General features: G+C 46.0%; 7 protein-coding genes. 1 reads left to right on the top strand and 6 read right to left on the bottom strand.

Annotated features, from left to right (window positions below; genetic code table 11):
• Positions 1-21: 21 nt before the first annotated feature.
• The 4 genes from K9J17_13155 to guaA form a co-directional block, all read right to left on the bottom strand.
• Positions 22-4,269: a PKD domain-containing protein gene (locus K9J17_13155; GenBank protein MCF8277674.1), complete on the bottom strand. Its 4,248-nt coding sequence runs from the start codon at positions 4,267-4,269 to the stop codon at positions 22-24.
• Positions 4,270-4,383: 114 nt separating this feature from the next.
• Positions 4,384-5,280 (bottom strand): oxygen-dependent coproporphyrinogen oxidase, encoded by an 897-nt coding sequence (gene hemF / locus K9J17_13150; GenBank protein ID MCF8277673.1) that lies wholly within the window; start codon positions 5,278-5,280, stop codon positions 4,384-4,386.
• A gap of 2 nt (positions 5,281-5,282) precedes the next feature.
• Positions 5,283-6,950 (bottom strand): ABC transporter substrate-binding protein, encoded by a 1,668-nt coding sequence (locus K9J17_13145; protein MCF8277672.1) that lies wholly within the window; start codon positions 6,948-6,950, stop codon positions 5,283-5,285.
• A 19-nt stretch (positions 6,951-6,969) separates the two neighbouring features.
• Positions 6,970-8,499, bottom strand: coding sequence for a glutamine-hydrolyzing GMP synthase (gene guaA / locus K9J17_13140; protein MCF8277671.1), 1,530 nt, complete (start codon positions 8,497-8,499; stop codon positions 6,970-6,972).
• A 134-nt stretch (positions 8,500-8,633) separates the two neighbouring features.
• Here guaA and K9J17_13135 point away from each other — a divergent pair, with 134 nt between their 5' ends.
• Positions 8,634-9,434, top strand: a complete 801-nt coding sequence (locus K9J17_13135; protein ID MCF8277670.1) for a T9SS type A sorting domain-containing protein — start codon at positions 8,634-8,636, stop codon at positions 9,432-9,434.
• A 49-nt stretch (positions 9,435-9,483) separates the two neighbouring features.
• Here K9J17_13135 and K9J17_13130 read toward each other — a convergent pair whose 3' ends face one another.
• Both K9J17_13130 and K9J17_13125 read right to left on the bottom strand, forming a co-directional pair.
• Positions 9,484-10,206, bottom strand: a complete 723-nt coding sequence (locus K9J17_13130; protein MCF8277669.1) for a M15 family metallopeptidase — start codon at positions 10,204-10,206, stop codon at positions 9,484-9,486.
• Positions 10,203-15,104, bottom strand: coding sequence for a gliding motility-associated C-terminal domain-containing protein (locus K9J17_13125; GenBank protein ID MCF8277668.1), 4,902 nt, complete (start codon positions 15,102-15,104; stop codon positions 10,203-10,205). The genes K9J17_13130 and K9J17_13125 overlap by 4 nt, the downstream gene beginning before the upstream one ends.
• Positions 15,105-15,143 lie beyond the last annotated feature (39 nt).

The following is a 15,143-nucleotide window of genomic DNA, read 5'->3' as shown; positions in this document are numbered from 1 at the left end:
CCACGGGACACCTTAACTCTTCTACCTAAATAATGTTACACCACCACGATACAAATGAGGTTCGCCTTTGATATCCAAAATATTGAACTGGTACACGTATACGCCCTCTTGAACTTGCTCTCCCATGAACGTGCCATCCCAATGGAAATCATATTCATTGGATTCAAAGATCTGTTGACCCCATCGGGTGTAAATGCGCATTTGATATTCGATGATTCCAATTCCTGAACCGAAAAACTCTTCATTCACGCCATCAGCATCCGGAGTAAAGGCTGAAGGAATATAAAATCTGAACTCAGGATCTACAATAACTATCGCCTTGGCGGTATCCTTGCATCCGAATTCCGTTACTACGTATTGGATAATCTCATAATGACCAGTATCGGCATATTCGTGGGCAGGATTCTGAAGATTCGAAGTGGAGCCATCGCCCCATTCGTAAGTCCAACTGACCACGTTGGGAGATGCTAGATCGGTAATATTGAAATTCGGAAAAAGAATCTCGGTGCGCATCGGATCCACCGAGAACAGCGCATCCGGTTTCGGATACTCCGTTATGTAATCCTGATAGATGGTGTCGGAAACACAGCCATTGGCCGAAGTAACCCGCAACCAAATGGAATAAACTCCAGTCTCAAAATCGCCTAGCTCTTCGTCATTATAGGTATGAACTGGATTCTGCGTAGAAATAATTCCAGGGCCATCGCCAAAATTCCATTCCCACGTTGTGAGTAGATAAGGATTCGGAATCTCGGTCAAATCCGTGAATTGAACACGGAAAGGTTGGCATCCTAAATTCGTGTCGACCGTAAATTTGACATCTGGCAACGGGTAGATTTCTACTGGAATGATGGTTGTGTCTTGGCAGCCATGGTTGGTCTCCACACCCAGAATTACGTTGTAAAAACCGTGTGTTCCAAAAACGTGATCGGTATTCTGATCATTGCTTCCGTAACCATCTGTAAAATTCCAGCTCCAAGTAGCTAGAACATCTTCAGGACCGTTCTCCAATGTTGATAGGTCTTCGAAAACAGTAGTGTCGTTCAAACAATTGGCCAATTCATTGCTGAAATCAGCATGCGGTTTAGGATACACGCGAACTGGCGATAGTGTGGTATCTGCCTCGCAACCAGCGTCTGTCGTAACTGTTAATTGAACAGAATAATCGCCCCACGATGTGTAAGCGTGTGTCGGATTTTGAATTCCTGCATTCACAATTCCATCGCCAAACTTCCAGTCCCAATCGGTTACACTATACAGCCCCGTTACGTTCGAAAGATCAACGAAATTGGTAGCAAATGGAAAACACACAGAATCGAAGGTGAACATGGCTGTTGGCACAGGAAATAACTCAACTGTCTGAACCAAGGTATCTCGGCAACCATGATTTGATTGCGTAATCAGTGATACATCATAGAATCCCGCAGCGGGATACGGCTGCCCGACCGGCTGCTGAGCGGAAGAAATATCACCATCTCCAAAATCCCACTCATTGATTACAATTGAACCAGACGGAATGCTTGAAGTGTTATTAAAAATGACCGGGTCGTACAAACAGACATCACTGAAAGTGAAATCAGAAATCGGCAGGTCATACACTTCGGTAGTGTGCTGAACGGTATCACGACAACCGAAATCGGTTTCTGTCATTAGCGTTACTGTATAAACGCCACTTCCTGAATATACGTAGGTTGGAAATTGGACTGAAGATGTCCCCATACCATCACCAAAGTCCCAATCCCAACCAACAACTTGAGATCCGGCAGCCACATTCGACTGATCGATGAATATGTTTTCATCATTTTCACAAGCAGCCAAAGCTGTGAATTCTGCTAGTGGTTTCGGATAAACAATAACCGTTTTGGCGATGCTATCTATACAACCGAGGTCGGACTGAACCACAAGCGAACTGGTATATTGACCACCAATTGAATACACGTGAATTGGATTGGGAACCGCAGAAACACCTCCATCTCCAAAATACCACGACCAGTTTGAAATAATTCCGGAAGGAACGGTAGTTGTATCAGTGAAGGTCATTTCCAGCTCTGCGCACACGGTATCGTTCACAAATCCGGCTACCGGACTTGGGTGAACCATGACGCTTTGGGTAATGGTATCGCGACAGACAGAATCGGTAGTTGAGATAAGTGTAACGTTGAAAACGCCTGTATCTCCGTATGTATGAACCGGATTTTGAAGCGTGGAGGAAATCGTTCCATCTCCAAAATCCCACAGCCAACCTTCTACCGAACCTGCTGAAACTGTGGTAAGATCAAGAAAACTCGATGCGTTACCATAGCACACATCCGTAGGTGAAAAATCGCCAATCGGCAAGGGAAATGAATACACTTGTTGTGTGAGATATGCGGGACAACCGCTATCTGAAACCGCAGCCAAGGTCACATCGAAATAACCTGTGTTGGCAAATTGATGCGTAGTGCTTGGAAGTTGAACTGGAGCTGTTCCATCTCCAAAATCCCATGCCCAGGAGACCACTTGGCCAGTATCTATTGTAGTAAGATCAGTGAAGGTAAAAAGTGTGTCGGTGCACACATTTTCAAATTCAAAATCTACTCTCGGAGGTGGATTGGCCCAAACGGAACTCCAAGCAGTATCCACACATCCAAGATCGTTCGTCACAATAAGTTGTACTTGATACAATCCTGCCGTATCGTATGCATGGGTTGGATTTTGGACACCTGTAAGCGTTGATCCATCTCCAAAATCCCATTCCCAATCAACAATGGTAATTGGTGGCAAATTGGCAGGATAATTACTGAAAGATTGATCCACAAAAGCAACGGCCGAATCGACACACGCACCTGTTGGGTCAAAAAATGCGCCTTGAGGATCATCTACGTAATAGACCTCTATCGTATCACTTCCTGTGCAGCCTTCATTGTCTGTAACTTCAACAATATATTGTCCGGCCCCAACCCATCTACTTGCGCCAGCATATCCATCGTTCCAGAGAAAACTATAGGGTGGTGATCCATTGGAAACGGTGGCAACCATTTGAACCGAATCCGCACAGGAAATGGCCACCGTATCAATATCAACTAATAATTCGAGGCCGGTGATGGTAAAATCGTAGGTGAAATTGGAAAATCCGACCACGGGACAGTTATCATCGAACGCAGTGAATACGAGTGTTTGGTTGGAGCCGATGGAACCTTGATCAGGAGTCCAAAAGAACTGACCGACAATGCCTCCTGGAGCTGTTCCACTTGGCACTGTATTGAATGTGGCGCCAGGGAAATCCGCTAGATTTTCCAAAACCATATTGTAATTGGCGTTGGGAAGGGTGTTGTTCAGATACACATCCAATTGGATCTCGTTGTTCGCACAAATCACGAAGTTGTTCCCGTCAAATATCCCATCCTGATCAATGTCGAAATCGTTGCCTGGATTTTGTGGACAGTTATTGATCACGCGCACCTGCATGTCTCGAACCACACGTCCGATGAGCACACCGTTCCGATACTCTTCCACCATCACACCAATTACAGTGATCTGACCATTGGAAGTTGGATGAACTTCAATCACACCATCAGTAAACGTGTAGTTGGAATTAGAAAGCGGATTATTTGGATTAAATCCGCCTGTGTAATTAACGCTCTGACCTGGATTGTGCCATGGAGTGTAAACGCTGTAAACAAGAAGATCGCCATCGGGATCAGTGGCGGTTGCCAAAATCGTATTGTCTTGGTTTAAGCATATGAAACCACGAGCTGCCACGTCAAACTCAGGAGAACTGTTGCATGGTGCAGCTTGATTATTTAGAAAAGCACTGACATAAATATCCTGATTACCAGGTGCGCTTATCGTATTGATAGCAGCACTGCGACAGCAAAGGTCATAGCTAAATGTCCAGTCTGCACATGGAGGAAGCGTTACCGTTGCCTCATACACGTATTCTTGCAAACCAGGATTATTACCACTTCCACAATCAGAAGCAGAACAATAAACAGGCAGTTCGTAAGGCGCCAAATACTGATCGAACGGTGGATAAGCTGGTTCTGGTGGTTGCAATGTCATTGCCAGACTCTGATTTCCACATGAAGATGAAAGAGTCAATGCCGGGGCCGTTGGTGCTGCAATTCCGCCACAATCACGGTAAAAAACCAACCTCACTCGATACTGATCGCCTCCCAAACATTCGTACGTGATCTCTGCTCCCAAGGCGTGCGAAGCCTCAGCCTTATTGGCAGAAAAAACTATGGAACATATCACTGCAAAAAGCAGACGGAAATAACGGTTTTTCATTTCAAGCGAATGGCTGGGCGACAGCCATTTCAATAACGACCTATGAACGCTTCGGTTGCTTCATAAAGCCACGAACATATCAACCAAAAATAGCCAAAAATGAACTGAAAATTCTTAAGATTGAATCCAATCTAGCCCTTTGACCAAAAGGCTCTGAGTTCGTTCCTCCAAACTGCCTGCTTCGGTTTGAAAATTATATATCCAAGATGCATTTTCAGGCAGACTCATCAATATCGATTCGATCCTTCCATCGGTCTCCAAACCGAATTTCGTTCCCTTATCGTACACCAAATTGAACTCCACGTAGCGACCTCTCCGCACATTGCGCCATTTCATGTTGGATTCAGTGAACGTTTTGGCCTTATTGGCAGAAACGATGTGGCGGTAAGTGGGCGCGAAAGTTTCTCCAACTGCTTGCACAAAATTCCAGATATCAGTTTTCGATTTCGAATCGTTTTCCATCAGGCGATCGAAGAAAATGCCGCCAACTCCACGTGTTTCTTTTCGGTGAGGAATGAAAAAATAATCGTCAGCCCAATTTTTAAATTTTGGGTGATACGCTGAATCAAATCGGTCACAGGTTTGCTTCAATGCCGTGTGAAAATATTGAGCGTTGTCGTCAAAGATGTAATGAGGTGTAAGGTCAATTCCTCCACCAAACCAATAGGTACCATCGCCCAACTCGAAATAGCGAACATTCATGTGAATGATCGGAACAAAGGGATTGATGGGGTGAATGACGATTGAAACGCCTGTTGCAAAAAAGACGTTGGATTTTACACCCAAAGCCCGAACGATATTTTCACCAAGTTCGCCATGAACTGCCGAAAAATTCACGCCACCTTTTTCGAAAACATTTCCGTGTTGGATAACGCGAGTTCGGCCTCCTCCTCCACCTGGTCTTGTCCAAATATCTTCCTCAAACTTGGCTTTGCCATCTTCTTTCTCAAGCTCCGTGCAAATGTGCTGTTGCAAGCCCTGGAACCAACTGGCAATTTCTTCCTTGTTCAAACTCAATCTGTGGCAATTTTTAGTTCGAGGTCAGTGTAGTCAACCATAATTGCATGGGAATTCTCGAATCCACCATCTGGAACTTTTGACCACGAAAATGACGATTGTAATCCCGTTTCGCGCACCTGCTGCATGTAATCCACACCTTGCGATTTTATCCCATCCAAATTCCGGATAAAATGCATGGCAAGATCGTAGCCTCTGAAAGCAAATGAACTTGGCTCGGCATTGAACTTTTCTCTAAAATTCAGAACGAAGTATTCCACGTCCAGCCTTTCGTAATTGACATGAAACGGAACCGGCATATGCAATCTCAGCTTATCGAAATAATCGATCTCGAGATTTTTGAAGGTTTGCCACGTGTTCGGAGCGTAAGCCACTATGTAATCGTCTTCTGCCCACGATGAAATCTTCTTGATAAGACTAGCCAATTTTACCTGATTGTTACTCAACACCACGATGTTGTTTCGCTTGGCATGCGATAGATGATTTCGGATGGAATCCGATCCAGAGGTATAAATGTTGTAGGATCTGAAGGAAACCGGTTTCCCTCCTCTTGCTTTCAGACCACTTCTAAACCTTTCAACCATTGCAAGCTCATCGGCAGCACCATAATGCAAAATCATATTGTTGGTTGAATCTGATGCACCGAGGTAGCGACCCATTTCTCCTATCATCGCATCATCCGCAGCAATCATTTTGAATACGTTTGGAGAATTAAGAATGATGTTTGAGCCCTTAATTGTGGGAGAAACAATTGGCACACAGCTCTGATTGGCGTAAGCAGCCGCTTCAGAAAAAACCTTCGAATAGAAAGGGCCAATTATAAGGTCAACATTTTTCAATCCGCCCGTTTCTGCTATCCGCTTTACTTTCCAAGCACGGTTTTCTGTATCAATGACCTTAAGCTTCACATTATAACCAATGGCATTCAAAGAATCCATGGCCATTAGAAATCCTTCATAGAATTGAAGAGCGATTTCTGATTTTTCGTAGATCTCTTCTGGCTGTTCCTGAATTCGCTTCGCTTCGATTGTATCATTCATATCCAGATACAAAGGCAACATCAAAGCAATGGTATAAGCTTTGCCTGAACTCGTTTCCGCTTGCGTAACGAACTCTTTACGCTTCACGATGTCCGGCAATCCGACCATCTCCATTTTCACATCCTTCCTCTCTCCTTCTTTATTTCCATCTCCAAAAATCTTGGGGGTTGGAATCCGAATGGTGGAGCCAACTTTCAATCCTTCCGAAAGCTCTGGATTCGCATCAATTATAGCGCTAACCGTTGTGTTGTACTCTTTGGAAATTGCATACAACGTTTGCTGCTTTGGCACGGTATAAAGCACATAGTGGCCGTCCAATTCCAGCGTCTCTTTGGTGGACTCGGTTGGCTGCGTTTCGCCCATCGCACTTTTAAGAATTCTTAACGGCTGATCAAGCTTCAACCCGTCCAGAACACCCGGGTTATCGAATGCAATGCGGCTTAGTTTTACTTCGTAAGCTTTTGCAATGGAGAATAACGTTTGCTTGGGTTGCACCACATGAATGATGTAAACATTGCCTTCAATTTTGGCGATACTATCGCTTAATTGAACTGCAACATCCTGCGCAAATCCATTATATAGATTCAGCAAAAAGGCAAGAAGTATGAATAAAACAGATCGCATATCCAATGCTAAACAAGCATTATTCCCATTCTATTGTTGCAGGAGGTTTTGAAGATATGTCATAAACCACCCGATTGATGCCCCTGACCTTGTTAATTATTTCATTCGAAACCTTGGCAAGGAACTCATAAGGCAAATGACACCAATCTGCGGTCATGCCATCTCTTGATGACACCGCTCGCAGACAGACCGCGTTCTCATAGGTTCGCTCGTCTCCCATAACTCCAACAGAATTGACGGGTAAGAAGATAGCGCCAGCCTGCCACACATCATCGTACAGATCTGCTTCCAGCAGAGACGAAATGAAAATATGATCGACTTCTTGAAGAATTCTGATCTTCTCAGGAGTGATATCTCCCAAAATACGAATGGCCAGACCTGGACCTGGAAATGGATGTCTGCCCAACAAGCGCTCTGGCAAGCCGAGATGTTTACCCACTTCGCGCACTTCGTCTTTGAAAAGCGTGTTCAAAGGCTCCACCACTTTGAGCTTCATAAAATCAGGCAAACCACCAACATTATGATGTGACTTGATGGTTGCTGAAGGTCCATTCACCGAAATCGATTCAATCACATCGGGGTAGATCGTTCCCTGAGCCAACCATTTCACATCTTGAATTCGCTTTGCTTCCTGATCGAATACTTCGATGAACACACGACCAATGATCTTTCGTTTGGTCTCAGGATCAAAAACACCAGCCAATTCATCCAAAAATTCGGATTTGGCATCCACTCCTTTTACATTCAATCCCAAACCTTGATAGGTTTGAAGAACTGTTTCAAACTCGTTTTTACGAAGAAGACCATTGTCTACAAAAATGCAGTACAGATTCTTGCCAATTGCTTTATCAAGCAGCATGGCAGCCACGCTACTGTCCACTCCGCCCGAAAGACCAAGAACCACTTTGTCATCACCCAATTGTGATTTCAGCTGAGCAACAGTGCTATCAATGAAAGAATCTGCGGTGTGAGATTGATCGCAGCCGCAAATACCAACTACAAAATTCCGAAGCAAAGTGAGTCCATCAATGGAATGCGTCACTTCTGGATGGAATTGAATACCGTAGGTTTCTTCTCCCGAAAAACAGAAAGCAGCCACTTCCACATCTTTGGTACTTCCGATCAGTTTCGCTCCATTCGGCAGTTTTTTGATGGTATCTCCGTGCGACATCCACACTTGCGATGTTTCAGGAACACCTTTCATCAACGCGTTTGCACCATCAGAAAACGAAAGGTTCGACCTGCCATACTCTCGCGAATTAGAAGCCTCTACACTTCCTCCGTCGGCCTGAGCCAAATATTGTGCTCCGTAGCAAACGCCAAGAAGTGGAAGTTTTCCTCGTATTCCACTAAGATCAGGCGCTGGTGCACCTTCGTCTCTTACGGAAGATGGGCTTCCAGAAAGAATCACTCCTTTTATATCGCTCGTGATAGCTGGGATTTTATTGAAGGGATAAATTTCGCAGTAAACGTTCAACTCGCGAACTCTACGCGCTATGAGCTGGGTGTATTGCGAACCGAAATCGAGTATCAGAATGGTCTCTTGCATCAAGATAAATCAGGTAAAGTACTGTCGGTTTATTGTACGTCTACCGACACTTGGCAAAAATATGATTTGACTTTCGAGAACCTATTCTGATCTGTTCGTTAGATTTACGGAGTTATCAACCTTAAAAAAACACGATGAAAAAACTATTACTTCTAATTTCTTCAATTATTGTGTCATCTGGAAGCTACGCCCAAATGGGAACTGCTCCTGATTTCACAGTGACCGACATTGACGGTCAAACACATCATCTATACGGGATTTTGGATCAAGGCTATGTGGTTGTGCTAGATGCATCTGCAACTTGGTGCGGTACCTGCTGGAGTGTTCACAATGCTAATTACCTGAATGACCTGAACACGCAAATGGGGCCAACTGGAACCAATCAGATTCGTGTCATCTTCTACGAAGCCGATGCTAGTACGAATACTGCAGACCTGAATGGAACTGGCAGCAACACGCAAGGCGATTGGGTTACTGATGCCAATTATCCAATTGTGGATGAGTCAGCTCCACTTTCGCTTTCTGGAAGTGTTTATTGGCCAGATGGATTTCCAACAATCAGTGTAATTCGTCCTGCAGACAGAGAAATCACTGCCGATGTTTGGAATCAAAACCTTGCTGGAATGGTGAGTGCTGTGAATAACGCCATCGCTACAAATCCAGCTTCAATCAGCTCAGATTTCCTTTCAGAGCATGGTATTTCAATCTTCCCAAATCCTGCAACAGACCATTTGGCAATCAATCTCGGCACTGCCAACGATTTGGTTGATATGATCGTGATCCGCAATGCAATGGGACAATCTATCCGAGTGATTCCAACTAGCAGAAATCAGCGATTGGACCTTACAGTTTCTGACATCGCATTCGGAGCTTACATCTTGGAATTTCAATCTCAAGGTTCTGTAATGGGTGTTCAAAAATTCATGAAGAACTAAGAATATCATTCAGCAGTAGAAAAGGCCGTCTCAAATGAGACGACCTTTTTTATTTGCAATCGGTAGAAATACCTAATACATATTTTCGGATCTCGCTGAACGGAAGCGCATCTGCCCCATCAAACCCTTGTATGTCCGTTTGCTTGATATTTCGTTTGTAGTAAGCCAAGTATCGGGAAGATAACGGCACATAACTCCAGTGCCATTTTTCCTCCTCGTAGCCGTGTTTCCGCTCGTTTCCTTTCTCCGAATAAACCTGACAGAATCCAAATTCCAGCGCATTATCACGCAGCCATTCATATTCCTTCTTCCCTTTTCCCGATTCAAAATAAGCTGAACTCAAGGAATTGACATCAATGTCTGTTCCCCAATGATGGCGCGAAGTACCTGGCATAGAACTGTATTTTAGGATTTCCTTGGCGCGTTCCGCAGCATTAGGAATTGATTGGCTCAGATCCTTCCCTCCTACTTTACGGCTGCCATTCCACTTGGCTTCCCAAATACTTTTCTGATGATTAAAGTTCCTACAAGCAGAAATGATGGTCAGATTCACGCCATCAGTCTGCGCTTTCTTTCGCATCAGAATGAATGCGTCCAAGGCTTCTTTCCGCAGATACATTCCTTCCTTATTGGCGTAGGCTTGTGGGATTTTTACAAACTCCGAATGCTGGGCGTATTCAACTTTCCCAAGTACAAACTTGGCTGTGTCCGAGCTTTGAGCGAATACTGAGAACGGGAAAAGGAGAAAAAGAAAAACGGGTAATTGTCTCATTGATAAATGACCGTCACGTATCCCGCATGATCCATGCCATGAATGACGGATATGTAGTAATACGTTCCTTCGGGTACCATATTGCCACCTTTGGTCCTTCCGTCCCAACAGTGATTCTGCCCAGCAACTGATTCAAACAAGAGCTCGCCCCATCGATTATAAACCTTCAGTTCGTAACATTCGCTGAACCGACCGTCAAAATCGGGTTTGAAACAATCGTTTATCCCATCAAAATTTGGGGTGAAGACATTTGAATAATCAATGGTCACGCTATCATTCCCAAACCATTGACCGGAATAATCAATGGTCATTGAATCCACGCACAGACTATCATTATTGTAAGCCACCAAGGTCACCACATTTCCAGATCCAACTGCATAAATGTGAGTTGGTTCCATTGAGGAGGAAAACGTGCCGTCACCAAAATTCCAAGAATAGGTTTGTGTGTTTTCAGATGTGTTGTTGAAACTTGCGAAAATCCCATCACAGCTTGGTTCAAACGCAGCAGTGAACCCTGCAATGGGTAAGCTTAGAACCTGAACATTGACTTCGGTTTCAGCCAAACATCCAAATGCACTTGTAACCGAAATGATGTAGTTCGTACTCGTTTCGGGGCTAAGATATGGCGCATTGGAGGTTGAATCACTTACACCTAAAGTTGGTGTCCAAACATAACTTGACCCGCCAAGAACCGTTGCTTGAACACTATCATTCAGACAGATCACGTAGTCGCCCGAATTGGCAGCAACACCGAAAATCATGATTGAAACCGAATCCATATTCGAACAACCGTTCACATCCGTTCCGGTCACGTAATAGGTCGTTCCGTTGGTCGGTGATGCTGATGGACTCGCACTTTGAGGATCGCTCAGACCCACAAGTGGACTCCACAGATATGTGTTTGCTCCGCTTGCCTGTAGCACGATGGTGGCATTGGCGCAGATCATGCTGTCCTGTCCTGCATCCACTATCGGTAGCGGATTTACCGTCACTGTGGTCTGATCCGTGTTCACACACGCGTTATTGTCTATCACCGTTAGCGTGTAGGTCGTGGTCGCCTCTGCTGTGGAGATCGGCAGTTGTGCGGTCGGATCGTCCAGATACGTGGTCGGGAACCATTGATAGACCGTGCCGCCAGAGCCTTGTAGTACTACGCTCTCTCCGATGCATATCGCATGGTCGGGACCTGCATTGGCCTGTGGCAATGGGTTCACCGTCAGCGTCATCTGATCGGTGGCCTCGCAACCGATGTTGTCTCTTACGATGAGCGTGTAATTGGTGGTGGTGATCGGTGATGCGTCCGTGTTCGGGTCGGTCGGATCGCTGATCCCTATCGGTGGAACCCACTCATAGGTGCTTCCTCCAGATCCTTCCAACTGGGTCGTCTCTCCGATACAGATGGCCTGATCGGCTCCTGCATCTGCCTGTGGAAGTGGGTTCACTGTAACGGTCACTTCGGCCGTGTTCGTGCAGAACGTGCTGAACGTGATGTCGTCCAATCCGAAGTCGTTTCCGCCCGTGTTGGTGTTCTGGTTCACCACGCAGATGGTGGCTGTGGTGGCATTGCCTGAGTTCCATGTCTGGAAGAACTGTACCCAGTTGTTCGTGTTGAACGGGGCGCTGAACGGTGAGCCGAGTACCTGTCCGTTGATCGAGAACTGAAGGATGGCTGGGCTGCTGGCAACCATTGTGCTTACCCATGCTCCAAAATAATAGTCCGTGTTAGGGCTCACCGATACGGTCTGACACCAGACATTCTGGTTCGGTATGCCTGCTCCGTTCACCACCATGAAACTGTCCTGTGGGGCGTTGCCGGTGTGACCTGTGCCTTGGAAAGCGTTGTGAACCGCATTCGCATCTGTCTCAACGGCATACAGCCCTTCACCCATATTCGGTCCGCCACTATAATAGGTGTAGTCGCTTCCGAAGCCCACATTGCCCTGTGAGAAATCTCCGTTGAAAACGATGTTTCCGCTCTGCTGACCTACCGTGACCGTGTAGGTGGTCGTGGTGAGCGGAGTGGCCGTGGGGTTCTGTGATGTCGGGTTGTTCAATCCTGAGGTAGGGCTCCAGATGTAGGTCTGTCCGCCTGTGGCGAACAGTTCAACACTTCCGCCCACGCAGATGGTGGTGTCGGGACCTGCCAATGCCTCTGGTAGTGGCTCTTGCCAGACGGTCACCGCATCGGTATTGGAGCATCCGATATTATCCGTGACGGTCACTTGATAGGTGATGGTGTCTGTACTGAAGGTGACAACAGGGTTCGAGATGTTCGGGTTGCTAAGTCCTGCGGCCGGTGTCCATACGTAGCCTACTCCGCCTGTGGCGTTCAACTGTGCCTGATTGCCTGCACATACGCCTTGGTCGAAGCCTGCAAATACGGTCGGAAGCGGACTGACCGTTACTGTGACATCATCGCTGGCCAGACAGCCTGTGCCGTCATCCGCTATTACCGTATAGGTTGTAGTTGTTGTTGGATCAGCTGTTGGAAACTGTGCGCTCGGATCGGATAGTCCCGTGGTCGGTGTCCAACTCCAGCTGGTGCCGCCAAATGCTCCAAGTTGTGCCTGATCTCCGATGCAGATGGTCGTATCGGCCGTGGCACTTACGGTGAACACATCGACCAGAACCGTATCGGTGCCTGTGCAGCCGTTCACATCTGTACCTTCCACAACATAGGTGGTCGCCTGCGTTGGTTGAGCGGTCGGGTTCGGAATGTTGGAGTCACTAAGTCCAGTTGATGGTGTCCACTGATAGGTATCTGCTCCTGTGACTGTCAATTGTACTGACTGTCCAAGACAGAGGGTCTGATCCACTCCCGCATTGACAAGTGGCAATGCGTTGACCGTCACTACGACTGTGTCTAGGTCTGTACAGCCTAAAGAACTTGTGCCTTCGACCACATATGTTGTAGTTGATACTGGCGAAGCAAGCGGTCCTTGGCTATTTGGATTATCCAAAGAAGCAGAAGGACTCCAAGTGTATGAATTAGCTCCGATTGCTCCGAGCAACGTAGATTCACCATCGCAAATCGATACATCTAAGCCAGCATTGACGTTCGGCAAAGCATTAACCGTTACTTCTACAGCCCCAGAAACTTCACATCCATTGCCAGTAATAGCATCAACCGTGTAAATAGTGGTTACCGTTGGAGAAACAAATGGTGAAGAACTGTTCACATCACTGATATCCTGATTAGGACTCCACAAATAAGTGACTGCCCCACTAGCAGAAAGTTGCGTGGAATCTCCGAAACAGATATCCACATTACTGGAAACTTGCAGTTGAGCACTCAATACTTCAACCAAAACCGTATCCACCCCAACGCAACCATCACTACTGGTCACTCCGACAATATATTCGGTAGATGTAGGTGGGAACACGAACGGGTTCGCGATTGTGTTGTCATCGATGAAAGTGAACGGGAACCACAAATAATCAACACCTCCAGTGGCATTCAGCTGAACCGAATCCCCGGAACAGATCTGTACATCGGCCCCTGCATTAGCGCCAGGGTTTGAAAGAAGACCGATGGTGACGGCATCACTTCCCGAACAGCCAACCGCATCTGTCGCGGTCAAAGTATAAACTATTTGTTGGGTAATGCTCGCAGTTGGCTGAGCAATATTTGCATTATCCAAGCCTGTAGCAGGCGTCCACTGATAGGTCCATCCTGGTACTGCCGGTGTTCCAATTTGGACAGGAATACCAGGGCATGTTGATTGATCTGGTCCTGCATCAGGAATAACCGTGTCTTGAACCGTAACCTGCTGAACCACAGTATCAGTACAAAGTGGGTCGTTAGGGTTGATCGGATTGTAGACAACGAGTGTTAGGTCGTAAACCCCCGGCCCTGGGTAAGTCCAAGTAGGATTTTGGATTGTGGACTGGTCACTTGTCGTAGTTGGATCTCCAAAATCCCACCACACACTGAATCCTGCAGAATTAAAGGCATTGAACTCTACAAATTCAGTACAATTAATGAATGAGGTCGGTGAGATTTCGTTGACATCATCTGGAAAAGCAACGGGTGCTTGACAATTCACCACATTAACTTGAATTCCTCGTCTGGTTTCTCCTAGTAAAACACCGTTACGATATTCTTGCACACACATACCAATAACATAAGTACCAACGCTGGTGGGAGTGGCATTTAGCTCGCCTGTTACTGGATCAATGGTTAATGGAACAGTTCCGCCCATCATATCAGTTAAACTATAAGGCGCAGCCCAAGTTATAGGTGTGTAAGGTGGTGCGGCTGGCGGATCTGGTTGAGGAGCATTGGCCGTTGCGCCTTCGTAAGGGTTGCACAAGGAGTAAACCAACACATCACCATCGGCATCAAACGCAGAATGATTGAACTGCCACGGCAAATTCACACAGACGTACAACGGGGGAAGATTATTCCAGAATGGGCTACTATTTGCAGGACTTGACTCAGTTCCTGGAATGGTAGCTACATATGTAGCACCCACATCACCGGGGTTTTGAATATTCTGAACAACTGCATTTCTGCAGCAACGTTGATACGAAATAGTGTAACCTCCAGCTATTGGCGGTAAAGTGACAATCTCGGTGTAATAACCCGCTTCTGTACAAACATTACTAGGGGCTGTTACACAGCTCGAGTTGATTGATGATTGTATAGAAACAACCGAATCAAGGTTGAAATTCAGATTCTGAAGTAGCGTTCCACTCGAATTGAAAATACCGACAGCAGCAGGATCATCAAAATCCGCAGTACCACTTAGACAGTCGCGGTAAATCACAAGTGTTACGGCATATTGGCTATTTCCAAGGTAATTGTACACGAGCTCACCACCAACAATATGTGTTGCTGAAGCATTTTGGAATCCAAGAAAAAATATGGTTGAGAATAAGAGTAGAAGTCGTTTCACAAATCTCTAGCTTAAGTTGGTTTGCAAGCTTTAAAGAAA

Source organism: Flavobacteriales bacterium, from assembly GCA_021739695.1.
Classification (GTDB): domain Bacteria; phylum Bacteroidota; class Bacteroidia; order UBA10329; family UBA10329; genus UBA10329.
The sequence above is the reverse complement of the archived record's forward strand: the minus strand, read 5'-3'. Positions and strand labels throughout refer to the sequence as shown.

Coding starts and splice junctions, on each gene's coding strand:
- K9J17_13155 (MCF8277674.1), bottom strand. CDS start 4,269: ATGAAAAACCGTTATTTCCGTCTGCTTTTTGCAGTGATATGTTCCATA.
- K9J17_13145 (MCF8277672.1), bottom strand. CDS start 6,950: ATGCGATCTGTTTTATTCATACTTCTTGCCTTTTTGCTGAATCTATAT.
- guaA (MCF8277671.1), bottom strand. CDS start 8,499: ATGCAAGAGACCATTCTGATACTCGATTTCGGTTCGCAATACACCCAG.
- K9J17_13135 (MCF8277670.1), top strand. CDS start 8,634: ATGAAAAAACTATTACTTCTAATTTCTTCAATTATTGTGTCATCTGGA.
- K9J17_13130 (MCF8277669.1), bottom strand. CDS start 10,206: ATGAGACAATTACCCGTTTTTCTTTTTCTCCTTTTCCCGTTCTCAGTA.